This is a genomic window from Kibdelosporangium philippinense (assembly GCF_021390435.2).
Taxonomy (GTDB): Bacteria; Actinomycetota; Actinomycetes; order Mycobacteriales; family Pseudonocardiaceae; genus Kibdelosporangium; species Kibdelosporangium philippinense.
Genome location: NZ_JAJVCN010000001.1, coordinates 1,276,955 through 1,298,222, shown reverse-complemented (window position 1 = coordinate 1,298,222; position 21,268 = coordinate 1,276,955). Strand labels below are relative to the sequence as shown.

The 21,268-nt window shown below is 64.7% G+C and carries 23 protein-coding genes and 2 pseudogenes; 12 read left to right on the top strand and 13 right to left on the bottom strand.

Going from position 1 to position 21,268, the window contains the following annotated elements; translation table 11 throughout:
- Positions 1-9 precede the first annotated feature (9 nt).
- Positions 10-294 carry an NAD(P)-binding domain-containing protein gene (locus tag LWC34_RS05950; RefSeq protein ID WP_233723443.1) on the top strand — a complete coding sequence of 95 codons (285 nt, stop codon included), beginning with the start codon at positions 10-12 and terminating at the stop codon, positions 292-294.
- A gap of 276 nt (positions 295-570) precedes the next feature.
- Here LWC34_RS05950 and LWC34_RS05945 read toward each other — a convergent pair whose 3' ends face one another.
- The 7 genes and pseudogenes from LWC34_RS05945 to LWC34_RS05915 form a co-directional block, all read right to left on the bottom strand.
- The gene (locus LWC34_RS05945; RefSeq protein WP_233723441.1) at positions 571-1,296 is read right to left on the bottom strand and encodes a hypothetical protein; all 726 of its coding nucleotides are present in this window, start codon (positions 1,294-1,296) and stop codon (positions 571-573) included.
- Between the two features lie 57 nt (positions 1,297-1,353).
- Complete coding sequence (locus LWC34_RS05940) at positions 1,354-2,112, bottom strand: ABC transporter permease (RefSeq protein ID WP_233723439.1); 759 nt, start codon at positions 2,110-2,112, stop codon at positions 1,354-1,356.
- Positions 2,109-2,866, bottom strand: a pseudogene (locus LWC34_RS05935) (ABC transporter ATP-binding protein). Before LWC34_RS05935 ends, LWC34_RS05940 begins: the two are co-directional and overlap by 4 nt.
- An 11-nt stretch (positions 2,867-2,877) precedes the next feature.
- Entirely contained in the window at positions 2,878-3,291 is a 414-nt protein-coding gene (locus tag LWC34_RS05930; RefSeq protein WP_233723437.1) for an SHOCT-like domain-containing protein, read from the bottom strand.
- A gap of 11 nt (positions 3,292-3,302) precedes the next feature.
- Positions 3,303-3,563: a hypothetical protein gene (locus tag LWC34_RS05925; protein ID WP_233723435.1), complete on the bottom strand. Its 261-nt coding sequence runs from the start codon at positions 3,561-3,563 to the stop codon at positions 3,303-3,305.
- Positions 3,560-3,937 carry a DUF2089 domain-containing protein gene (locus LWC34_RS05920; protein WP_233723433.1) on the bottom strand — a complete coding sequence of 126 codons (378 nt, stop codon included), beginning with the start codon at positions 3,935-3,937 and terminating at the stop codon, positions 3,560-3,562. Before LWC34_RS05920 ends, LWC34_RS05925 begins: the two co-directional genes overlap by 4 nt.
- A gap of 69 nt (positions 3,938-4,006) precedes the next feature.
- The gene (locus LWC34_RS05915; protein ID WP_233723431.1) at positions 4,007-5,119 is read right to left on the bottom strand and encodes a magnesium and cobalt transport protein CorA; all 1,113 of its coding nucleotides are present in this window, start codon (positions 5,117-5,119) and stop codon (positions 4,007-4,009) included.
- 159 nt (positions 5,120-5,278) lie between these two features.
- Between LWC34_RS05915 and LWC34_RS05910 the strand changes: the two genes are divergently transcribed.
- The 3 genes from LWC34_RS05910 (at position 5,279) to LWC34_RS05900 (ending at position 8,480) form a co-directional block, all read left to right on the top strand.
- Complete coding sequence (locus LWC34_RS05910; RefSeq protein ID WP_233723429.1) at positions 5,279-5,797, top strand: P-loop NTPase family protein; 519 nt, start codon at positions 5,279-5,281, stop codon at positions 5,795-5,797.
- Positions 5,798-5,928: 131 nt separating this feature from the next.
- Positions 5,929-6,954, top strand: coding sequence for an SAM-dependent methyltransferase (locus tag LWC34_RS05905; RefSeq protein ID WP_233723428.1), 1,026 nt, complete (start codon positions 5,929-5,931; stop codon positions 6,952-6,954).
- Positions 6,951-8,480: an AMP-binding protein gene (locus tag LWC34_RS05900; protein ID WP_233723426.1), complete on the top strand. Its 1,530-nt coding sequence runs from the start codon at positions 6,951-6,953 to the stop codon at positions 8,478-8,480. The genes LWC34_RS05905 and LWC34_RS05900 overlap by 4 nt, the downstream gene beginning before the upstream one ends.
- A 26-nt stretch (positions 8,481-8,506) precedes the next feature.
- Here LWC34_RS05900 and LWC34_RS05895 read toward each other — a convergent pair whose 3' ends face one another.
- Positions 8,507-9,073: a zinc-binding dehydrogenase gene (locus LWC34_RS05895; RefSeq protein WP_233723425.1), complete on the bottom strand. Its 567-nt coding sequence runs from the start codon at positions 9,071-9,073 to the stop codon at positions 8,507-8,509.
- A 12-nt stretch (positions 9,074-9,085) separates the two neighbouring features.
- Here LWC34_RS05895 and LWC34_RS58700 point away from each other — a divergent pair.
- Positions 9,086-9,490: pseudogene (locus LWC34_RS58700) on the top strand (SDR family NAD(P)-dependent oxidoreductase); the annotation flags it as partial.
- Positions 9,491-9,631: 141 nt separating this feature from the next.
- Here the strand turns inward: LWC34_RS58700 and LWC34_RS05890 are convergent.
- Positions 9,632-10,882: a vanadium-dependent haloperoxidase gene (locus LWC34_RS05890; protein ID WP_233723423.1), complete on the bottom strand. Its 1,251-nt coding sequence runs from the start codon at positions 10,880-10,882 to the stop codon at positions 9,632-9,634.
- A gap of 341 nt (positions 10,883-11,223) precedes the next feature.
- Between LWC34_RS05890 and LWC34_RS05885 the strand changes: the two genes are divergently transcribed.
- The 3 genes from LWC34_RS05885 to LWC34_RS05875 are packed head-to-tail and all read left to right on the top strand — an operon-like array spanning position 11,224 to position 13,513.
- Entirely contained in the window at positions 11,224-11,436 is a 213-nt protein-coding gene (locus tag LWC34_RS05885) for a hypothetical protein (RefSeq protein ID WP_233723421.1), read from the top strand.
- Positions 11,437-11,486: 50 nt separating this feature from the next.
- Positions 11,487-12,383 carry an FAD-dependent monooxygenase gene (locus LWC34_RS05880; RefSeq protein WP_235729073.1) on the top strand — a complete coding sequence of 299 codons (897 nt, stop codon included), beginning with the start codon at positions 11,487-11,489 and terminating at the stop codon, positions 12,381-12,383.
- Positions 12,384-12,439: 56 nt separating this feature from the next.
- Positions 12,440-13,513, top strand: coding sequence for a peptidoglycan recognition protein family protein (locus LWC34_RS05875; RefSeq protein WP_233723419.1), 1,074 nt, complete (start codon positions 12,440-12,442; stop codon positions 13,511-13,513).
- Between the two features lie 377 nt (positions 13,514-13,890).
- On the opposite strand, the gene LWC34_RS05870 is transcribed toward LWC34_RS05875, so the two are convergent.
- On the bottom strand, positions 13,891-14,769 hold the full coding sequence (locus LWC34_RS05870; protein ID WP_233723417.1) for a LysR family transcriptional regulator: 879 nt from the start codon (positions 14,767-14,769) through the stop codon (positions 13,891-13,893).
- A gap of 123 nt (positions 14,770-14,892) precedes the next feature.
- Here LWC34_RS05870 and LWC34_RS05865 point away from each other — a divergent pair, with 123 nt between their 5' ends.
- Genes LWC34_RS05865 through LWC34_RS05855 form a run of 3 tightly spaced genes read left to right on the top strand, consistent with a single transcriptional unit; the run spans position 14,893 to position 16,102 of the window.
- Positions 14,893-15,732, top strand: a complete 840-nt coding sequence (locus tag LWC34_RS05865) for an EamA family transporter (protein ID WP_233726371.1) — start codon at positions 14,893-14,895, stop codon at positions 15,730-15,732.
- Between the two features lie 14 nt (positions 15,733-15,746).
- Complete coding sequence (locus LWC34_RS05860) at positions 15,747-15,887, top strand: hypothetical protein (RefSeq protein WP_233723415.1); 141 nt, start codon at positions 15,747-15,749, stop codon at positions 15,885-15,887.
- Positions 15,881-16,102, top strand: a complete 222-nt coding sequence (locus LWC34_RS05855) for a hypothetical protein (protein ID WP_233723413.1) — start codon at positions 15,881-15,883, stop codon at positions 16,100-16,102. Before LWC34_RS05860 ends, LWC34_RS05855 begins: the two co-directional genes overlap by 7 nt.
- Before the next feature lie 60 nt (positions 16,103-16,162).
- On the opposite strand, the gene LWC34_RS05850 is transcribed toward LWC34_RS05855, so the two are convergent.
- Positions 16,163-17,452 (bottom strand): S8 family peptidase, encoded by a 1,290-nt coding sequence (locus LWC34_RS05850; protein WP_233723411.1) that lies wholly within the window; start codon positions 17,450-17,452, stop codon positions 16,163-16,165.
- 83 nt (positions 17,453-17,535) lie between these two features.
- Between LWC34_RS05850 and LWC34_RS05845 the strand changes: the two genes are divergently transcribed.
- A complete protein-coding gene (locus LWC34_RS05845) occupies positions 17,536-20,112 on the top strand; it encodes a CHAT domain-containing protein (RefSeq protein WP_233723409.1) in 2,577 nt (858 codons plus the stop codon).
- 8 nt (positions 20,113-20,120) lie between these two features.
- On the opposite strand, the gene LWC34_RS05840 is transcribed toward LWC34_RS05845, so the two are convergent.
- Positions 20,121-20,573, bottom strand: a complete 453-nt coding sequence (locus LWC34_RS05840) for a hypothetical protein (RefSeq protein ID WP_233723402.1) — start codon at positions 20,571-20,573, stop codon at positions 20,121-20,123.
- Positions 20,551-21,153 (bottom strand): RNA polymerase sigma factor, encoded by a 603-nt coding sequence (locus LWC34_RS05835; protein ID WP_233723400.1) that lies wholly within the window; start codon positions 21,151-21,153, stop codon positions 20,551-20,553. Before LWC34_RS05835 ends, LWC34_RS05840 begins: the two co-directional genes overlap by 23 nt.
- Between the last annotated feature and the right edge of the window lie 115 nt (positions 21,154-21,268).

Here is a 21,268-nt window from a genome sequence, read left to right as displayed (position 1 = left end):
TTCAACCACATGGGATATCACGACCTCGAGGATGAAGCCAGTCCCACTGGTACCGCAGGCCGCAAAGCCATCGCGATCGCCGGAGATGGCCCGGCGGACGTGGCGGTCGTCGCGGATCTGGTCTCCGCGTTCGGCTTCGATCCTGTTGTCGCAGGCCAACTCGCGGACGGCGTCAAGCTCGAACCAGGCTCGGAAACCTTCGGCGCCAACGTGAACGCCGATGAGCTGCGCGCGATGCTGAGGCGTTTCCCGGATTTCGAACGCGGCCACCTCATCACGCAGGCACGAGCTTAAATTAGGAACGCTGCGGTTGAAGCGATGGGCCATGCCATCCAATGCTGCCAGGACGTCGGCGAAACCGGCTGGGGCCTCTACGAGTTCGTCCGTGCCAAGGCTCCGCACTGAATCGCCGCGTCGATCCAATACAGACATCCGAGATCACAACGGGAAAGGGTTAGAGCACTGCCGGGAGACCGGTCCGGACTGGCTTCGCCGCCGTCCCACAGGTTCGGTCATTGCCGCCTGCATTGACCGCCCCGGTGGGTCTGGTGCAAACCCGTCAGGCGTGTCTCAACTGGACAGTCCAAACGCTTCGGCAGGTTCGAGTGTGGCACCGGCGGCGTACGCCTGCTCGAATCGTGATTCACCCAGAGCCTGAATTGCCGCAGTGCGCGCGTTTTCGAGTTCTATGGCGTCGTCGGGATCCGGCACCTCGCCAATGGCGGCATAGGCTTTGTCGGTCAGGCCAACCATCTTCACGGTCTGAAAATGGTCCCCTTCAACGGTAGCGAGAGCCGCGGCCGCGACACAGACGTAAGGAACAAACGAGTCATATCCACGCTGGAACACCCGTGCACGGCCAGCCTCGAACAGCTCTCGCGCCCTGGCCACGTTGCCAAGGCGCAGTTCGGTGAAGGCCAGGTTGTGGTACTCGGAGTTGGCGATCTCATCCTGGCCGAGCGACTCGTTGAGCTCGATGTTTGCTTTGTAGAGCCTTCTGGCCTTGGTCAGGTTGCCCGACAGCCGCGTCACACCGGCCAGCACGTGCCTGGGACGTTCCTCAAGTCGTTTGTCGCCTGTGCGCACGGCTACTGCCAAAGCCTGACTGGCCAATTGTTCCGCGTGCGGCAGATCGTCTTCACGGACAGCGACTCGGCTCATCGCGTAGAGCGCTTCCACTTCTCCGGCCGGATCACCGGCCGCGCGCGCCCGCTCGACCTCTGCACCGGCCATCCGCAGCACTTCGGCGCTGTCACCACGCCGGAACGCGGCCCGCACTTCTTTCTCAAAGCTCACACGACTCTCCCCACCGGCCACAGTAGACGCTAACCGCCGGGCAGCGAGTCGGCAACCTCAGGAGATCTTGCGGCGGTAGGTAGCTGTCGCGAAGACATACGCGACAATCAGGATGCCTATGCACCAAGCGAGCGCGATCCAGATGTCGGTGCCGATTGGCCGCTGCGTGAAAAGGGCACGAATGGCGTTCACAATGGACGTTACGGGCTGGTGTTCGGCGAAAGCGCGTACCACGCCCGGCATGGTGCCGGTCGGGACGAATGCCGAGCTGAGAAACGGAAGAAAGACGAGCGGGTACGAGAACGCGCTGGCGCCGTCAACAGACTTGGCGGAAAGGCCGGGAATCACCGCGATCCAGGTCAACGCCAGGGTGAACAGCAGCAGGATGCCCGCGATGGCAAGCCACGCCAGCACTCCAGCGCCTGAACGAAAACCCATGATCAGTGCAACACCCACGACGACCACAAGCGAGATCAGATTGGCCACCAACGAAGTCAGCACGTGCGCCCACAGGACGGCCGAGCGGGCGATCGGCATGGACTGGAAACGCTCGAAGATGCCGCCCTTCATGTCCAGAAAGAGCCGGAATGCGGTGTAGGAGATGCCCGACGCGACTGTGATCAGCAGGATGCCTGGCAGCATATAGTCCACATACGACCCGCCAGTGTTGATCGCGCCGCCGAAGACGTAGACGAACATCAGCATCATCGCGATCGGCATGATCGCGGTTGTGATGATGGTGTCCGGGCTGCGGGCGATGTGCCGCAGTGATCGTCCTAAGAGGACTGCCGTGTCTCCGAGGAAGTGCTTCGTCATTGGTGTTCCTTCACAGGTTCGGCGCCGACGAGCGTGAGAAAGACCTCCTCGAGGGTCGGTTGCTTTCGACGTACTCGACCTTGGCTGGTGGGAGCAGCTGCTTGAGTTCGGCAAGGGTGCCGTTCACGAGGATCCGGCCCTCGTGCAGGATCGCGATCCGGTCGGCCAGTTGCTCGGCCTCGTCCAGATACTGTGTTGTGAGCAGTACGGTCGTGCCCCGCCTTGCGAGCTCCTTGATGCTGTTCCACACCTCGATCCGCGCCTGCGGGTCGAGGCCGGTCGTCGGCTCGTCGAGGAAGATCACCGGCGGGTTCCCGATCAGGCTCATCGCGAGGTCCAGACGACGGCGCATGCCACCGGAATACGTCGACACCTTCCGCGTGGCCGCGTCGGTCAGCGCGAACCGGTCGAGCAGATCGTCAGCGATCTGCCGTGGATTCTTGAGGTGCCGCAACTTCGCGACAAGGACGAGGTTTTCCCGCCCGCTGAGGATCTCGTCGACGGCGGTGAACTGTCCGGTCAGGCTGATGGATTCCCGCACGTTCGCCGATTGTGCGGCGACATCGAAGCCAGCGACGCTTGCCGTTCCGACATCAGCTTTGAGCAATGTGGACAGGATTCGTACGACAGTGGTCTTGCCTGCGCCGTTTGAGCCAAGTAACGCGAAGATGCTGCCGCGCGCCACATCGAAATCCACGCCGCGTAACACATGCAGGTCCTTATAGGACTTCTCCAGACCTCGCACCTGGATCATTGGTGCCCCTCCTACTCGCAGAAGATGCGCACGGTGGTGTCCGGCTGGTCGACGTCCAAGGTCAGGTCGTCGAGGTGGTCGACGAGCTCCTCAAGCTGCTCGGGCTTGAGCTGACCAAGGTCGAACGGCACGCCGGCCTTGGTCAGCTCGGCGTTGACCTTGTCCACCGCGACCGGCGGGATCAGTGCCGCCAGCTTCACGCCCGCCCGCAGGAGTTGCAGTGGCACCCGGATGTTCACCTTCGTCCGCTCACCGGCGTCCTGGGTGTCCACCACCAACCGCAGGTACTTCGCCTTGCCCTTCGGCCGGACGTCAGGCACTACGGCGGGCTGGACGCGTTCGAGCGCGCCAATCAACCGTTCTGCCTCGTCCGCGGTGATCTTGCCCTCGGCAAGCAACTCGAGGACGTCCTTGCGTTCAGTCATCGAAAACCCCTCTATCGCATGGAAACGAGCACACCCGTACCGCCGTACTCGACATCGAACCGCGTGCCTGACAAAGCCCAGAAGACGCGCCAACCGGTGGCCAACGCCCGCATCGCGTTGACCTGGTACATGCGACACGCCACGACCACACCCACGGCGGCAAGGAGCAGGATCGGCGAGAGCACGAGAACCACGGGAAGTACCGGGACCCAGACTCGGATCGTGCGCCGGTCCGGGCGTCTGACCCGGACGGTCACCAGCTGCGGCATCATGTCTGCCCCTCTAATTCGGACACTGCCTCGTTCGCGGTGATCTCGCCGCGACGCAACCGGTCGATCACGTCGGCGTGCGATGGCGCCGGATCCGTCTCGACGAAGTCGAGCATCTGCGTGATCCGGTTCAGCCGTGCCTTGATCGTCGGGTAGCTCACCCCGAAGATCCGCTCCATCTCCTTGATGGAGCCGTGGCTGCGGACGAACGCCGTGACGAAGACCTGGTCCTCGACGTTGAGCTGAGCCAGTTGCGGCAGCTCGAACTCGCCCTCGATCGCGACGCCGTTGCCAGCGAGGCGCACCCGCTCCACGACGAACGGCTGGCCACGGGTCAGGTTCGTGAGCTCCTGCCAGTCCAGCGGCTGTTCTGTCATATCTCAAGTTTTACGCGGCCAGACTTCAACTTTCAAGAAGTTAACCTTAACTTTCTTAATAAAAGCATATCAGTGACCCATGCCGAGGGAGATCTGCACGACGACCAGGGCCAGCCAGGCGACGATCATCAGCACGACCCAGATGACCGTGCGGCCGGACCCAAGCCACTTGTTGCGTTTGAGGATCCGGTAGACCACAAGGCACGCGAGCACGATCACGGCGAGCACGATCGGATACCCGTACGTCCAGTGCGTCTCGGGCATGACATCGAAGTTCATCCCGTACACACCGGCCGCCATGGTCGGGATGGAGATGATCGCCGCCCACGCGGTGATCTTGCGGATATCGGTGTTCTGCTGCAGCGTGATCTTCGCGAGCGTGGCGTCGACCAGGCTGTTCAGCAGCTCATCGGCCCGCGTCACCCGGTCGGCCACCACGGTCAGGTGATCGTCCACGTCCCGGAAGTACGAGCGCACCTCAGCGGGAACCAGCGAAAGGTCCCCATCGGCCAACCGGCGCAACGGCAAGGCGAGCGGCGCGATGGACCGCCGCAGTTCGAGCACCTCCCGTTTCATCAAGTAGATCTGCTCGGCGCCGACGAGACTGCGCGGCGCGAAAATGACCGATTCGGCCTCTTCGATGTCACGCTCGAACAAGTCGCTGACCTCCAGGTAGTCGTCAACGACCCGGTCGGAGATCGCGTGCAACACCGCGGCAGGCCCGAGGCGCAGGCGTTCCGGCATCGCCTCCAGTTCACGGCGCAGCCCGCGAAGACCTGAATGGTCGCCGTGCCGGACCGTCACAATGAAGTCCTCGCCGAGGAACGCCATGATCTCGCCGGTCTCGACGATCTCGTTCGCCCTGGTCGGCGACTCGTGCGAGACGTAGTGGACCGTCTTGAGCACCATGAACAGCAGGTTGTCGTAGCGCTCCAGCTTGGGCCGCTGATGCGCGCACACCGCGTCCTCGACGGCCAGCTCGTGGAGCCCGTACGTCTCCGCGATGCCTTGGATCTGCTCGGTTCCCGGTTCGTAAAGTCCTATCCAGACAAAACCTTCGCCGCGAGTGCGTACCTCGGCGATTGCCGCGTCATGCGACCACTTGCCCGGCAGCCGTTGCCCGTCCACGTACACCGCGCAATCGACCACATAGGACGAGACCGGCGGCTGCTGGTTCGGCATACGTCCTCCTCTGTGGGTCAGGCCGTCGGAGGCGCTGACTTGGTGCCGATATAGAGGCTAAAGGTGATCCGGTCAACGCCTGGCCCGTCGTAGACCGAATTCTGCCGATCGACTCCTTCGTGTCGCTATTGCATTTGCTGGGTCTCGTAATCTTGTGCCATGGACAGAGTGCTCGTCGCGGGCAGCACTGGCGCTGGGAAGACCACACTCGCTCGGGCCTTATCCGCCAGCTATGGAATGCCCCACTACGAACTCGATGGTCTGCATCACGGTCCCGGCTGGGTGAAACGACCGGAGTTCGAAGCGGATGTCGAGCGGTTCAGCGAGCAATCCCGGTGGGTGACGGAAGACCAGTACCACCGTGTGCTCGGCGACCTGTTGTGGCACCGCGCCGACACCGTGGTGTGGCTGGACGTTCCGCGGCGCGTGGTGATGTCGCGCGTCATCCGCCGCAGCTTCATCCGCGCTCTGACACGCCGGGAACTGTGGAACGGCAACCGGGAACACTGGCGCGACTGGCTCAAGGCCGATCATCCGATCCAATGGGCCTGGACGCAGTACCACGGCAAGCGCGCCCAGGTACTCCGGTACGCCGAACAGCATCCGGACGTGACCGTGATCCGGGTCGCCACCGCACACGATGTCCGTCGCCTCCTCACGACGATCCCGCGTGCTTAGGGACGTACTTCAGGCGCGGTCGCATTCCACATTTTAGTGACCGTTTACCAATACTTGCTGGCTGTGGCGAGATTTCGCACCGAGGACAACCACAGGTTGCGAGCCACCAAGTGCCGTGCTGACATGGCTTTATGAGCGACGCGGGTCTGGTCACCCAATTCATGCAGGCCGGTCAGGCCAGGGCTAGTATCGAAAATTGGGCAACCGGAGCGCAGGTCTTCGGCCTCCTGACGATGTTGCACAAAAACGGGTGGACGAATTTCCTCAATCGCCCCCGAAACCTTGACGAGCTCGCGGAATTCTCCGGGCTCTCACCGACCCGGCTGGCCGATGTGCTTGCCGTGCTTGAAATCCACGGCATCGCCGAAAGGCAGGACGATCACGTTCAGCTGAGTCCCGCATTCATGGCGTTGACCGCCGACAATGCTTGGGTCAACCTCGACGACGTGCTGGACCGTGCCGCGATGACGACCCATTTGGTCGCGGCCGCGGCGCAGGAGCCGGGCACACTGCCCCTGACCAAAGACGATGCGCTCGTCCTCGCTCGTGCCGTCGGCGGTCAGACCACCGATGTCACGCAGGCGGTGTTCGAGCAGGTCCTGTTCAAGCAGGTGCCCGAAATACCCGAGGTCATCCGTACCGGACGGTGGCTGGATATCGGGTGCGGTGTCGCTGGGGCGACGCTGACTTTCGCGACCATGGTGCCCGAAATGCGAGCAGTGGCCATCGAAGTCGTGCCCGACGTCGCCGCCGAGGCGCAACGCCGGGCCGAAGCACTCGGAGTCGCCGACCGGGTGGACATCAGATGCGTTGACGCACGGGATTTCGACGAACAAAACGCCTTCGACGGCGCGTTTTGGGCGCAACCGTTCTTCGCCGAACCGGCGCGGGCCGCGACGCTAGCCATGATTCGGCGCGCGCTCAAGCCGGGCGGATTGCTGTTCGTTCAGGAGTTCGAACCCGAGCCGACGGAAGCCGCTCGGCCCGCGTACGCGTTGCGGCGCCTGGTTTTTCAAGGCTGGGAGGTGCCTTTCGGCCGCACGGCCGAGCAACTCGCCGCCGAGGCTGAACAAGCCGGGTTCGGACTCGCCCGAATCGGGTCATCCGATTTCGGTCGGATAGTGGTTCTCCGCCGAGAGAAACGAACACTCCCATGAAAACGGAATCCAGCAGCAACAACTACGTTGGCGCCGTCCTGCGCGGTATCGGCGACGACCCCGACCGGATCGTGATTCACCAGGCTGACGGTCGCACCGTACGAGCAGCCGAGCTGATCGACCTGATCCACCGCACCGCGCACGTGTTGCGTGACCGCGGCGTGCGGCGCGGGTCCACGGTGTCGATCATGTCCGGCAACCGTGTCGAGGTGCTGACCATCCGGTACGCCACGAACCTGTTGGGTGCTCGGTCGGTGTCGCTCTACGAGGGCATGTCCGCCGAAACGCTGGCCGTGATCGCCGCCGACGTCGAGACCGACATCCTGGTCACCGACAAAGTCGACGCGCTGCCGAAGGTCAAGGACGTGCTGACATTCGGTCCGTCGACGGCAGGCGCCGATCTGCTCGCGTTGGTTGAGCAGGCGCCGAGTACTCCGATCCCGGTCGAACCCGTGCGTGCGGACGAAATCTGGTCCGTACGACACACCGGCGGCACGACCGGCCACCCAAAGGGCATCCTGCGAGCCTTCGGCACATATGCCGCACGCTGGAGCGACGCGGCGAACCCGGCCGAGCCGCCGGTCTTTCTGGCGTGCACCACTCTCGCGCACGTGGCAGGCACCGAAACTGACCGGGCATTGGGCCAAGGCGGCAGTGTCGTGCTGCATCCCAGGTTCGACCCGGTCAAGGCGCTCGCCGACATTGAACGCCACCGCGTTACCGATAGCGCCCTGATGCCACCGCTGCTGTATCAGCTAACCGATCAGATGCTGCGCGAACCCGTCGACACCTCCAGCCTGCGTAACGTGGCCTACGGCGGCTGCGCATCGTCGCCAGACCGGATCGCGCAGGCGGTTGCGGTATTCGGCGCGGTGTTCACGCAGGTATACGGCCAGTTGGAGGCCGGGTTCATCAGCGCACTGTCCCCAGAGGACCATCTGCGCTACGAACTGCTTGGCACTGCGGGCCGAGCGTTGCCCGGCGTGGAGATACGCATCCTCGCGGAGGATGGCAGCGAGGTGAAGCAAGGCGAATCCGGGGAGATCTGCGTACGCACGCCGAGTGCTTCCGCTGGGTACCTGAACAACCCCGAGTTGTCCGCGCAGGTGTGGCGGGACGGCTTGGTGCACACCGGGGATGTCGGCTTTCTCGACGAGGAGGCGTACCTGCACATCAACGGCCGGGTCAGGGACATGGTCATTGTGCTTGGCGGGCACGTGTACCCCACCGAGGTGGAAGATGTGCTGCTGTCACACCCCGCGGTGGCCGCGGCGGCTGTGTTCGGCGTGCGTGACGCGGATTCCATGGAGCAGGTTGAGGCCGCGCTTGTGCTGCGGCCCGGCGCCACCATCGATTTGGACGCGGTGCGATCCCTTGTCACAACGCACATGGGCGCCCAATACGCGCCGAGTGGCATCACCGTGCTCGACGCGATCCCGTTGACGGACGTGGGAAAGCCCGACAAGCAGTTGCTGCGTGCCTCATGGCGGGCCGGGATCAGTGGTGGCCAGCCTGTTGCGGGATGACGCTGTCCATCATCCAGTGCGTTGCCTCAGCCGTTCGGAGTGAAAAGGATCTTGCCTGATCGTTCCATGCTGGCCGCGTGTGCGAGAGCATTCCGGTACTCGGTGAGCGGGTACGTTGCCTCCACTTCGGACTTGATCACGCCCTGCCGGACCAGCTCGGCCAGTTCGCCGTACACGCGCTCCAGTTCCTCGCGAGGGGTGTCGCGAAGCCATTTCAGGATGAAGAACGCGCTCAGCGTGACGCCGCGATAGATGAGATCCGCCAACGGCAGCGCGGGCGACTGGTAGGTAACCGCTGCGAAGAGCACCACGCTGCCGCCAGCTTCGACGTTCGGCGCGAGCTCCGCGACCTGCTCGCTGCTCCCGGTTCCTTCCAGCAGGAACCGTAACTGCTTTCCTTGCAACGCTTCGGCTACGCGGTGGCCGAGCTTGTCCCCGTCTATGACGACGTGGTCCGCCCCGAGCTTGCGGACCACGTCGGCGGCTTGCTCCCGGCGCACGATGGCGAGGGTCCTGACGCCTGCCTGCTTGGCCAGTGCGATGACGTACTGCCCCACCGCGGAGTTGGCCAGATTCAGGCCGAGCACGGCCACCTGGACATCCTGGTGAACAACGTTTTCTCCGCCCCGGACCTCGCACAGTGGATCAACCGTCCCTTCTGGACACTGCCGATCAAGGCGTGGGACCAGGTGATCGAGACCGGGCTACGATCCCACTACGTCGCAAGCGCTTTCGCCGCACCACTGCTGATGAAGGCGGACCGGCTGGGCGTGATCGTCAACATCTCCTCGCCTGGTGCGGTCCAATACATGCAGAACGTGGTGTACGGCGTGGGAAAGGCCGGCCTTGACCGGCTGACCGCCGACATGGCCCACGAACTGCGACCTCACTCGGTCGCAGTCGTGTCGGTGTGGCCGAACTTGGTGCGCACCCAGTTCCTCGAGGCCGCCGCACGGGTCACTGAGAATGGCGTCAAGGTTCTGGACATCCCTGGCGCGGGCGCCTTTGACATGGGACAGGCCGGGTCGCCACGGTTCGTCGGCCGGGTTGTCGCGGCGCTGGCAGCGGACCCGAGGTACTCAAGCATTCCAGACGTGCCGAGAGCACGGCCAAGCCCGCCGGAATCTACGGGCTGGCCGAGTAAGCGAGCGTCACAGCGGCCGGAAGTAGTGGTCACGACTCCACGTCGCGACATCCTTGCCGATCTTGGCGCCTTGCACGTCCGCGGTACGCGTGTGGATCCCGCCCCAGATCCGCGCACCGATCACCTCGTCGAGTTTCTGCGAGAAGCTCGTGAAGTGTCGTGTTGTCCCGGAGTCCTTGCTGTAGGCGCTGAACGTGATGTTGTCGGTGTGGAAGAAGTACTCGAGAGCCTTTCCGTACCCGGCGCTCACGCACGAGTGTCCCGACGGGTGATCCGGGTGCGCGGGTGTGCCGAGCAACGGTTTCCAGTCCGGATCCGCGGTGGTGGCTGGGTTGCCGTCATTCGCTGCCTCGTGGATCGCCGTGACGGGACGCCAGGTTTTCCAGAAGTACTTGTCGTTGAAGCATCCGATGAGCGAGTCGACGCCGACCAGATGCGCAACCGCGAACATCCGCGCCGCGTCAGCGGCGTTGAGCCCGCGCGTTTGGGCGATCTGGTGGTGCATGGCGTACTCGACCGAAGGACGTTCATGCCAGAAGATGGCCGCTTCCTTCTGGTCCTGCGTGCGAACCGTGCTGGTCACGCCGCCGTACGCCTTCACTTCGTTGAAATCGGCCGCGTATGCGGCACTTGTCAGCGCATTCGGCCCAGCAGTACGCAACTTGGCGGCGCTGGGGACCAGAAACGGCTTGATATTCCCGAAAGCGGTTCCTTGGGATGGTGTGTATGAAGGCGGGGTGGGTCGCCATTGACCTGGCTGCGTTCCGACGAACGGCGGTCCTACGACGTCTCGCCCATCACCTTTCCGTGCCGCGAGCATGGTGTCCGCGGCCTGCTTGCCTGCGGCAATGCCACCTTGTTTCGCCCTCCCAGCCGGGATAGCTGACAAAGTCCGGTCATATTTGGCTTGCAGGCGGTCACGTTGGCGCGGCAACAACGTAGCCAGAACACTGAATGACGCCGTGGCAGCCGCGGCGTCCTGTGAGTCTCTGGGCCGAGCTGCTGGCATGGCCAGATACGGCTGATGAGACCGCACGATCCCGTTGACGGCGTCGTACACCGCGCCTTGTGTTATGGCGACGCCAACTTCGGCGTCCCATGGGAGTTGGCCGTCGATGACCGCGATCGACGTCCAGGCTTCGGTGTACCAGTCGAGTACCACAGCCGCGGACGCTGATGACGTCTCGCGCGCGGCGGCAGCGTATGGAGTGGCACTTACTGCCGTAACAACAGAAATCGTGGCGGCCGCGATGCTCAACGTCCTCAGCATGCGCTGGCCCATGGATGACTGACGTACAGATAACGCACGATGAATCCCCCTTTGAATCACGGTTCCCCGACACCGATGACACTTCACCGTGGCATGAACCTGACCGACATTCAATGCGCTGTCCAGGGGATCGCGACACGGAACCGGCGCCGCTGTGGCCGGATCGCAGCAATTCTTTAGCGCCACACCGGGTTCTCCGCCGTCGAGTCCACGTCGGCGCCTAGTCGGCTTTTGTCTGCGCCACGGGCGATCGCGGCTGAGGTGGCATCGCGGCGCTCCTTCCGTACCACGAATATGACCGGTCGTCTTACCCCGCAAGGAGAGAGCCCATGCTGTTCCTCGCCACCGGCCGGATCGTCCGTCCCGAGGAGACCGACGCGCACATGGAAGAGGAAGTCCTTGTCTTCAACGAGTTGAAGGCCGAAGGAGTGCTCCAAGAGGTCTACTTCTCGCAACCAGGCCCGGGTGTCGTGAGTGTTGTCGATGCGCCGAGCCCCGATGCGGCGCGCGCACACCTCCACCGGCTCCGTTTGTCTCGTTAGGACTGTTGGAGTTCGACCTCGCCGAGGTTGTCCGCCGATAGGGCTGCGATCTGGTACGCGAGCAAGCCGACATTCGCTTCGGCACCGAAATCGACCGGACTGCGACCACCGCCGACGGGATCGAAGTCACCCTCAGCGATGGCACCGTCGAACACGGCGATCTTCTCGTTGGAGCGGACGGCATCCACTCCCACACAAGGCGGATGCTCTTCGGCGACGGCTTCGAGAACTACATCGCGACCACCCAGCACTTCGCCCACGGCCTTCCCCCAGTCGTACACTCCTTTGTCAGCACCGGGAAAATGGTCAACCTCTGCCCCGTGGCCACCGGCACAGTGTCGGCTATCGTCTACGCCGGTGCCGCGGCAGGGATTCCACCACGCGACACGTTGCGTGACTATCTACTTAGGACATGCGCGGAGTTTCCCGCCGAGGTGCGTCGCGTGTTCACCACCATGACCGCTGGCGACTTCGTTTTCGCGGATGCGATCACTCAGGTCGATATGCCGCATTTCACTGGCGCCCGGTCTGCGTTGATCGGTGACGCCGCGCATTGCCCGCCTTTCTTGTCCGGAATGGGAAGTTCATTGGCACTCCAGGACGCACACGTGTTGGCTGGCAGCCTGGCACGTAGCCCGGAGAACATCACCGCGGCCTTGCGACAATTCGAAGCCGTGATGACGCCTCGCCCATCGCTATCGCGACAGCGCACGCGGCTTTCCTCACCTCAAGCCGCCTCAAGGCACAGGTTCGCAATCTCGGGCTTCGCGTCGTCCCCAATGGACTGTTCGAACGCGGAGTCCGGCGGTTTTTCGACGCTGAACGTCCGTTGCCGACTTAATTTAGGTCGCGCCGCGGGCGATGGTTGCCGCGCGCAACCGTGTGGTCGCGGCAAGCCGTCGAAACTCCATACCGCCCATCCCACCAGCGAACCTGCGGTAGCCTGACCGACGTCTCGACGCCGTCTGTCGAATCGGTCATGCCAAGCTGGGGAGGAACACTGATGGTCGAACTGTCTCGGAGGGGTCTTCTCGCCGCACTGGGCGGCACTGCCGCGCTGCTCGCGGCGGGTGAAGGATCGGCCAACGCGGCTGCGAGGACGTTTCCGGCGACCGTGACCCGAAACCGGAGTCTTGCCGCTGGCAGGCACCGGGTGCCCGTTGGGACGGCGCCAGTCACTCACCTCAGTATCAGCACCAACAGCGGTGCCATCCGTACTCGGACTGCCGGTCAGTGGAGCGAATGGCGTGAGCTCGCCACGTGTCCCGCTGGCCGTGACGACCTGCCGGCTGTCACGCTGCTGCCCGTTGACCCGGGCGTCGTCGAGTACGAACTCGACCTGAAGCATGATTCAACCGTGTCCGAAATGGACACTGTGAACGGTCCGGCGTTGGCAACGCTGGCATCGCCAGCCCCCGCAGTTCCGCTTGATGGAAGTGCGCTCAGGCGGCCTTACTACTCTCGCGCCGCATGGGGAGCCGACGAGAAACTGCGCTTCACACCCGAAGGCGTCGAGCGCTGGCCCGTCGCCTACTTTCCTGTGCAGACACTGACTGTGCACCACTCCGCGGGCTCTGTTGGCCGGGATCCAGCGGCCGATGTGCGGGCGATCTACTATGACCACTCGATCGTCCGTGACTTCGGGGACATCGGCTACCACCTGCTCATCGATCCGAACGGAAGCGTCTACGAGGGACGGGTGTCCGGCTCGGACTGGTTCCCGGTTTTCGGTCCCGATCTGCAAGGCGGCAAGCGACCGCTGATGGCCAACGCCGGACACGTCGTCGGATACAACGCGGGCAATGTGGGTGTGTGTCTTTTGGGGCACCTCAGCGAAACCTCGCCGTCGAAGGCGGCCATCGACTCGCTTGTCGTCGTGCTCGCGGCACTTTCGGCCATCTGCGGTCTCGACCCGTTGGGCCGGACCAACTATGTGAATCCGATCAGCGGCAGCACCAAGACGGTCGACACCATCTCCGGCCACCGCGACTGGCTCGCAACCGAATGCCCTGGCAACCGGTTCTACCCCGACCTGCCGTCGATTCGTACCCGCGTCTCGAAGCTACTGCCCAAGTGACGTAATCCGTTACGGAGAAAGAATCACCCGTACCAGGCGCAGGTCTTCGGCGGCCGTGCCGGTCAAGAAGGTGCTGGCGGGCCCGGCTGGGTTCGCGATCGCTCAAGACGACACCATCACCGGAATCGTCGCCGAGCGCGCGAGTTTGTGACGGCCGCGGGAGGGCGCCAGTAGCTGGCGCCCTCCCATCGCTTTCCCGGCTGAGCCGGGACGAACTCCTGGAGATATACCCGGTCCACTCCCATGGACCCGCCGGGGTCGAAGCGCCCATGATCTGTCGCGCCTATTCCAGGCATGTCGACCTCGGTTGACGAGCAGTACGTCCTGATCTCGGTGGCGACCCTCATCACCTTCGCCGCGATCATTGGCCGACGTGCTCACGAAGGGCTGACATCAAGCGCCGCAAGGAAAGCCGTCGCGGCGGGAGTGAGACCGAAGCGGCTCCAGGCGAGGTGTTCGACGCGTGCGGGGGCGTCTGTCACTGGGATCGTGACCACACCGGACAGATACGGGACATAGTTCGACGGCAGCATGGCGATGCCGAGACCCTGGTGGATCAGCCTCGCCAGGAATTCGGGCGAGGTCACTTCAAAGGCGACCTCGCGTTGCAGTCCAGCTGCCGCGAAGGCAAGGTCTGATTGATCACGTCCCGCTGTACCCGCGGGGAAATCCACGAAAACCTCGCTCGACAGCCGCCGAAGGTCCACATCGGACTTACCGGCAAGCGCATGCCCAGGGGCGACGACAGCCACATGCCGGTCGTGCGCGAGTTCGCGGGACCGGATGTTGTCGTTGGGGCGCGTGGTGGCGGGCAGGCCAAGAAAGGCGACATCGATCGTGCCTTCCTTCACCTGCACCATCAGAAGCTCACTGGTGCCGACGCGGAGGCCGACCCGGACATGCGGGTAGCGCTCGTGGAACGCGCGCAGAACCGCGGGGACGTCGACCGCCGCGACGGTCGGAATCACGCCGACGGTGAGCTGGCCGCGTACTTCGCCGATAGCGGCGGCGACTTCGGCGGCGGCACGGTCGGCGGCGTCGAGACATTGGCGGGCGGCGGGTAGGAATGCTTCGCCTGCTGCGGTCAGGCGGACCTGGCGGCTGGTGCGGTCGAAGAGCCGGGCGCCCAGTTGCCGCTCCAGCCTGGCGATCTGATGGCTGAGGGCGGATTGGACGACGAGGCATCGTTCGGCGGCGCGCGTGAAGCTGCTCGTCTCCGCCACCGCGACGACGTATCGCAGCTGTCGTAGCTCCATGCATCTATCTTGAATCAAGATAGATCACTTGACAAACATGTGTTGGACTCATCGATCAAGTCCGCTCAAGCTGGAGAGGTGAACAAATCAGGGCTGGCCACGGCGATCACCGCGTTAGCGCCGATGGTCTGGGGCACGACATACGTGGTCACCACCGAACTGCTGCCGCTGGGGCATCCGCTGTTCGCTGGGCTGTTGCGGGCGCTGCCAGCGGGCCTGATCGCGTTGGCGATCACCCGCACAATGCCGCGTGGGACATGGTTGGCGAAGGCCGCGGCCCTTGGCGTGCTGAACATCGGACTGTTCTTCCCGCTGCTTTTCGTTGCCGCAGAACGCCTTCCGGGGGGCGTGGCCGCGACTCTCGGTGCGGCACAGCCGATCATCGTCGCGGTTCTGGCGGTGGGGGTGTTGCACGAGAGTCCGTCGGCCTGGCGGTTCGTCTGGGGCGTGGTCGGCGTGCTCGGGGTCGGGCTGGTCGTGCTCGGACCGGCCGCGGGCTTCGACATCGTCGGGATCCTGGCAGGTCTCGGCGGCACGGCCGGTATGGCGCTCGGCGTGACGCTCACGAAGCGCTGGGGACGCCCGGAAGGCGTCAGCCCGACCACGTTCGCCGGCTGGCAGCTGACCGCTGGCGGCCTGTTCCTTGTGCCGGTGACGTTCCTGTTCGAGGGGATGCCGCCAGCCATCGACGGCGACGCGATCCTCGGCTACCTCTGGCTGGGATTGATCGGTGGTCTCGTCGCCTATGTCCTGTGGTTCCGTGGGATCACGACGTTGCCGGTCACGTCCGTCGCCTTGCTCGGCCTGCTTTCGCCGATGGTCGCCGCCGTGCTCGGCGCGGTGGTGCTCGGCCAGTCGCTCGGCCCGATCCAGGTGATCGGATTCGCACTCTGCATGGCCGCGATCCTCGCAGGCCAGATTCACCCGACTTTCAAAAAGACCCAGCTGGCTCTGCACGGCTGAAGGAGAACAAGAAAATGATCCAGGACTTGACCCTTTCGTACAGCGACGGCAGGCCGGACGTGATCGGCATCGACGCGGTCAACGACGTGCTGCGCACGGTGGGCGTACGCGTCAGCCAAGCTCCACGTTCAACCTTGACCGGGACGCGTTGCTAGAGCAGATCGAACTGGCCGGTCGCGAACCCGCGACCGACCGCGGCGGCCAGTTGAGCACCTCCGAGCACAGGGTGGTCGTGGCGTTCGCCCACGGCCCCGAGAAGTTCGTCATGCGCTACGAACACCCGACCGCGGAAGGCGCGGACTCGCTTGGCACGAACCCGTGGATCGACTTCGACGGCGAAGCGCCCCGATTGCTCCCATCCGTCCATTAGGGACACTGACAGACCGCGCCGAACAGCCGATGATGGACTGTCCGGCGCGAACCAGGTTCGTCAGCAGCCCTCCACGTCAAAGCAGGCCTGACCGGGCAGCAGGATCGCGCCGACGCCTGGGATCGCCTGGCTGCGGGCGAACTGGAGCAACGACTCGGCGGCTTGCTGCCCGTTTTCCCCGGTGACCGACATCCGGGCGGCGATCAGCCCGGCAACGAGCGGCGTGGAGTACGACGTACCACTCCACTTAGCGATCCCCTTGAACTGCCTGAGCACGCCCTCATTTGGCGGATAGAAGCACTCGTACTCCCCTGTGGCGAACGCGTTCACCAGCCCCTCGCCTGGCGCGTACACGTCCACCCAGCCGCCGTAGTTGCTGAAGGTGGCCCGTTGTTGCCAGTTCGCCGACAGCGCGCCGACCGAGACCACCCACGGATAAGCGGCAGGCCACCGCAGCGCGTTCGTGCCCTCATTGTCAGCGGGACAGAGCATCACCAAGCCCTTGATGTGCCGGATCGTTGATTCGTACAACGCGTCGAACGTCATCAACGGCAGGCTGCCACGGGTGTCCGTCGCGAGCGTGAGCACGATGATGTCGGGGCTCTTGCTGAGCGTTTCGGTCAGCCGCTGGACGACTTCGGTCTCGTACTGGGCTCCGCCCGCGCCCAGGTTGGCCGATTCCACGAACACCGAAGCTTTCGGCGCCACACACCGCAAGGTCCCGGCGCCGAACGTGCCATGACCGGCGTACGGGAGGATCCGGCCGGTCGACGGGTCGAAGGTGGTTTCGATGGTGCCGTTGACGCCCGCGAGCCACGAGTGCTGAGCCGTCGCTTCGGCGATCAGTCCAGTGTCGACGATGCTGACGAAGACGTTTTCGCCACTGCATTTCTGGTCGTCCGCGACGGCAGGGAACGGTTCGGCAACCCCCACTTCCTCCGGTTCGGTCGCGGGGCACGCGTGCGGGCAGATGTGCAGGATGTGGTCCGGTCTTGCCACCCCGGGTCCCACGCGGCGGTCGAGTTCGTCGAGGAGCTGCGGCACAGTCGGTGTGTCCTTGCCGGACGAGTATTCGATCCGGACGACGCCGTCAATGACTCCGTGGACGCGGATGACCGTCTCCGGACGCTGCTGCTCTTGCTCAGCGGACTGCTCGCCCCGCGGCTCGAGGAGGTCCCGCAACTCGCGAACCACCCGGTCAACGTCGGCAGGCCGGCACAGCATGTTGTTGCGCCGATAGAGGTAGTCGACGTCGTTGTCGTCCTCGTCCCAGTTGGCCGGGTGCGCGCCCGCGCCCTTCAGCTCCTGCAGAATCAACTTGATCTGGGACCGAACTAGAGCACTCGGCACGCTTTCCTCCGCCAACTCGTAGGTATCGACTGGTTCGTGATCAGGAAATAAGATCGACTGGTTGCCTGAAAGCCTGGGAGTTGATGCCCTTGCCGCCCGACGAACTGCTGGCCCTGGCGTTGTCCCGGCCCGCCGAGGCGTTGCGCGTGGCACGGGATGTGCTGGCAAGCCGGCCATCGGCGTTCGAAGCTTCCGTCGCCCACCAGGCATGCGGCCTGGTTCTCCGCGACTTCGGCGACATCGACGAGGCCGTCCGTGAGCTCAGGACTGCCCGAAGGTACGCACAAAAAGCCGGTGATCCCGACCGTGAAGCCGACGTCATGGCGAGCCTGGGAGTCGCGTTGGTGCACGCCGGGTTCACGCGGCGCGGCCTGTCGGCGCTCGACGCGGCGGTGAACCGCAGTGTCGACAAGGAGTTGCTCGGCCGGATCTTGATCAAGCGGGTCAACGCGTTGCTGGTTCTCGGCCGCTACGACGAAGCCCTGGCCGACGCGCAGGAAGCCGTGGCGTTGACGTCCGCGGCGCAACATCCACTCTGGGAAGCGCGTGCGCTGACCCATCGTGCCGCGGCGTACCTCGGCGTTGGCGCGGTCGCGCGCGCCGACCGGGATTACGCCAGGACCGAGGCTCTTTTCGCTGAGGTCGGCCAGGAAGTCGAGTACGCGTCCACCCGGCACGAGCGTGGAATCGCGACGTTCGCGAGCGGTGACGTCCCGACGGCACTGGCGCAGCTCGACGACGCGCAGCGGCGATTCCGTGACCTCGGTGCCTTCGAACCAGAGTTGTACGTCAACAGGTGCACGGTGTTGCTTGCCGCCGGTTTGTCCCGTGACGCACTGGCCGACATCGACGCCGCCGTCGCGCGCATCGAGCAACTGCGCGGGTCGGCGACAAGACGAGCAGAGTTGTTGCTGTGCGCGGCACTTGCGGCATACGCGGCCGACGATTTCGCGGGCGCCGCTCAGCGAAGCGTTGACGCACTGAAGTTGTTCCGCCGCCAGCACCGGCCGTGGTGGACCGCTCGCGCCGAACTTGTCCTCCTGCAGGCACGCTTCGCTGGCGACGGCGATCAGTCCGAGTCGTCGCTGCGACGCGCCCAACGGGTCGCGGCCGAGTTGGACGAGCTGGATTCGACACGAGCCACCGAGGCACATCTGCTGGCCGGTCGTCTCGCGTTGGCGCGTGGCGAGGCCGATGTCGCGCTGCCACACCTGCGATCCGCGGCGCACGCCCGCAGCCGCGGCTTGTGGACGAGCAGTACCGGGTGGTTGGCGCAGGCCATGCTGTGCGAAGGAGAGGCTCGTTGGCGAGGCATGCTGGCTGCCTGCGACCGCGGCCTGCACGACGTCCACGTGTACCTGCGCACGTTGGGTGCGACCGAGCTGCGAGTGCTGGCCACGGCGCGTGGTTCGGCGTTGGCCGGGCTGGCGCTGCGGCATGCGGTACGCCGGTGGAACGCGCGGGAATTGCTGAGGTGGAGCGAGCGATGGCGCGCGGTGGCGTTGGCCGTGGCGCCGGTCCGCCCGCCACGCGACGAGGACTTGGCGACCGACCTCGCCGCCCTGCGGCACCTCACACTTCGGCTCGACGCGGACGCCCCAGCGCACTTGCATCGAGAGCGTCGACGACTGGAAACGGCTGTGCGTCAACGGGTTCTGCGTACTCCGCGAGCCTCGGCCAACGCCACCGCGCCCTTCCAGTCCACGGAACTGCTTGAGCACCTCGGGTCGACGGATCTCATCGAACTCACCGACGTCGACGGCGAGTTGTACGCCGTGGTTGCGGGCCGCAACCAAGTCCGGATGCATCACGTGGGGTCGATGGCCAAGGCGGAATACTCGCTTGCCCGCGCGCTGTTCGCGCTGCGCCGCGACAGTGAACGGCAACGGACCCGGCCGCTGGACATGGAAGCCATTGGCGCACGGCTGGAAGCGGATCTGCTCAACGACGCCACCCGGTTGCTCCACAATGGACCCGTTGTCGTCATTCCGACCGGGCGGTTGCACGCTGTGCCGTGGGCCATGCTGCCGTCGCTGCGTGATCGGCCGATCTCGGTGGCTCCCTCGGCGTCCGCGTGGTTGCGTGCGCGACAGGCCGGTCCGCCTGATGACGCGCGTATCGTTCTTGTCGGTGGTCCACGGCTTTCCACTGGCACCACGGAAGTTCGCCGGTTGGCGCAGCAGTACCCGAACGCCACTGTGCTGGCCGAAGGAACCGCGAGCGTGGACCGCGTGATGGCCGCCATCGACGGCGCCTGGCTCGTACACATCGCCGCACACAGCACATTCCGTGCCGACAGCCCGTTGTTCTCGGCGATCGAGCTCGATGACGGCCCGTTGACTGTGTACGACCTTGAACGGCTCCACCGAGCGCCTTATCGCGTGGTGCTGTCCAGTTGCAACTCGGCTGTCGGCGCGCCTACCGGCGCCGATGAGCTGCTCGGGATGGTCAGTTCGTTGATTTCCCTTGGCGCCGCTGGCATTGTCGCCACGGTCGTCCCAGTCGACGACCCGACCACGGTGCCGCTGATGCTTTCGCTGCACGACCATCTCAGCGGTGGATCGCCGCTCCCCCAAGCACTCGCGATGGCACGGCACTCGGCGGCTGACGACGTCGTCGCGAGGACCACCGCGGCATCTTTCCTCGCCTTCGGCGTCTGAAGCTTCGCTCACAGGCGCACCCATTCGGTGATCAACCGTTGATCGGACGTTTCACACCGCAGGCGAACGAGCTGGCCTGGCAATGGCGAGGTGACGAAGAAACCCAGATCGTCCGCGGTGATGTGGACCGTCGAGCCGTCCGAGGTCTCCAGCCGGACCTCGCCCGCGCTCGGTGGCGTGATCTGGCCGAGGATCTGGTCGGTGGTGACTTCGAGTTCCACCGACAGCTCCGCGGTGCCGAAGACGAGGACACGGCCGCCATCGGATTCCGCACGACTGGTGGCCAGCGGTCCTTCTGTCGAGTCGTACGACAGCGCCAGCAGTTCCTCGTCGACCGTGCGCCACGTGAACGCGGCCATGCCCTGCGCGGCTACTCGGTCCACCAGCGGCGCGATCTCGCCGACGGCGTCGGCGAAGTCCCGCAGCAGCAGTTCGTCGTCATCCCAGCGTCGCTGCGTCATGTTCATCACCACCCGCGTCGTTTCCTTGATAGGTCCCCATCGCTGCCGTTTTCCGAAGCCGTTCCAGCGCACGTGCTCTCGTCGGCCCAATACTGCCGACCGGGAGGTCAAGCCGCTTGGCGATCTCGACGTACGACAGTGGCGGGTCCGCGACCAGCAGAAGCAGCAGTTCCCGATGCTTGGCGGGCAACTCGGCCAAGCCAGCGAGCACGGCTTCCTGCCGTTCCTGGCGCAGCAGGCCGGTCGCCGGGTCGGCGTTGTCATCGTCGGCAGGCTGTTGCCAGTCCGGCTCAAGTGGCTGCGTCTCCCGTTTGCGCTGGACGTAGCGTAAAGCGACCCGCCTGGCGATAGTGATGATCCACTTGGGCAGTGCGCGCGGCTCCTTGAGGTCGCCGAGATGCTCGACGAGGCGCAGCCACACTTCCTGCGCGATGTCCTCGATCTCGCTCGGCGTCAGCCGGAAGCCGCGGATGACGCTCACCAGCAGCGGCGAGAACCGGCTCACGATCTCGCCCCACGCCGCCTGGTCGCCACCGGCCGCGGCGACGACCAAGGGGGTGATCTCGAAGTCGTCCGACATGCACATTCCTCGCTCGCGGTGCAACCTCAGCTGTCGTTGTCAGACCGCGGATCAACAGGCACGCGGGCAGCACCGAGCCTAGAAGCTCCAGCCAGGCCGATAAAGGGTCAATCGC

Coding starts and splice junctions, on each gene's coding strand:
- LWC34_RS05865 (WP_233726371.1), top strand. CDS start 14,893: ATGGTCTGGGGCACGACATACGTGGTCACCACCGAACTGCTGCCGCTG.
- LWC34_RS05950 (WP_233723443.1), top strand. CDS start 10: ATGGGATATCACGACCTCGAGGATGAAGCCAGTCCCACTGGTACCGCA.
- LWC34_RS05870 (WP_233723417.1), bottom strand. CDS start 14,769: ATGGAGCTACGACAGCTGCGATACGTCGTCGCGGTGGCGGAGACGAGC.
- LWC34_RS05900 (WP_233723426.1), top strand. CDS start 6,951: ATGAAAACGGAATCCAGCAGCAACAACTACGTTGGCGCCGTCCTGCGC.
- LWC34_RS05885 (WP_233723421.1), top strand. CDS start 11,224: ATGCTGTTCCTCGCCACCGGCCGGATCGTCCGTCCCGAGGAGACCGAC.
- LWC34_RS05910 (WP_233723429.1), top strand. CDS start 5,279: ATGGACAGAGTGCTCGTCGCGGGCAGCACTGGCGCTGGGAAGACCACA.
- LWC34_RS05840 (WP_233723402.1), bottom strand. CDS start 20,573: ATGACGCAGCGACGCTGGGATGACGACGAACTGCTGCTGCGGGACTTC.
- LWC34_RS05940 (WP_233723439.1), bottom strand. CDS start 2,112: ATGACGAAGCACTTCCTCGGAGACACGGCAGTCCTCTTAGGACGATCA.
- LWC34_RS05835 (WP_233723400.1), bottom strand. CDS start 21,153: ATGTCGGACGACTTCGAGATCACCCCCTTGGTCGTCGCCGCGGCCGGT.
- LWC34_RS05930 (WP_233723437.1), bottom strand. CDS start 3,291: ATGACTGAACGCAAGGACGTCCTCGAGTTGCTTGCCGAGGGCAAGATC.
- LWC34_RS05845 (WP_233723409.1), top strand. CDS start 17,536: ATGCCCTTGCCGCCCGACGAACTGCTGGCCCTGGCGTTGTCCCGGCCC.
- LWC34_RS05915 (WP_233723431.1), bottom strand. CDS start 5,119: ATGCCGAACCAGCAGCCGCCGGTCTCGTCCTATGTGGTCGATTGCGCG.
- LWC34_RS05875 (WP_233723419.1), top strand. CDS start 12,440: ATGGTCGAACTGTCTCGGAGGGGTCTTCTCGCCGCACTGGGCGGCACT.
- LWC34_RS05905 (WP_233723428.1), top strand. CDS start 5,929: ATGAGCGACGCGGGTCTGGTCACCCAATTCATGCAGGCCGGTCAGGCC.
- LWC34_RS05860 (WP_233723415.1), top strand. CDS start 15,747: ATGATCCAGGACTTGACCCTTTCGTACAGCGACGGCAGGCCGGACGTG.
- LWC34_RS05920 (WP_233723433.1), bottom strand. CDS start 3,937: ATGACAGAACAGCCGCTGGACTGGCAGGAGCTCACGAACCTGACCCGT.
- LWC34_RS05925 (WP_233723435.1), bottom strand. CDS start 3,563: ATGATGCCGCAGCTGGTGACCGTCCGGGTCAGACGCCCGGACCGGCGC.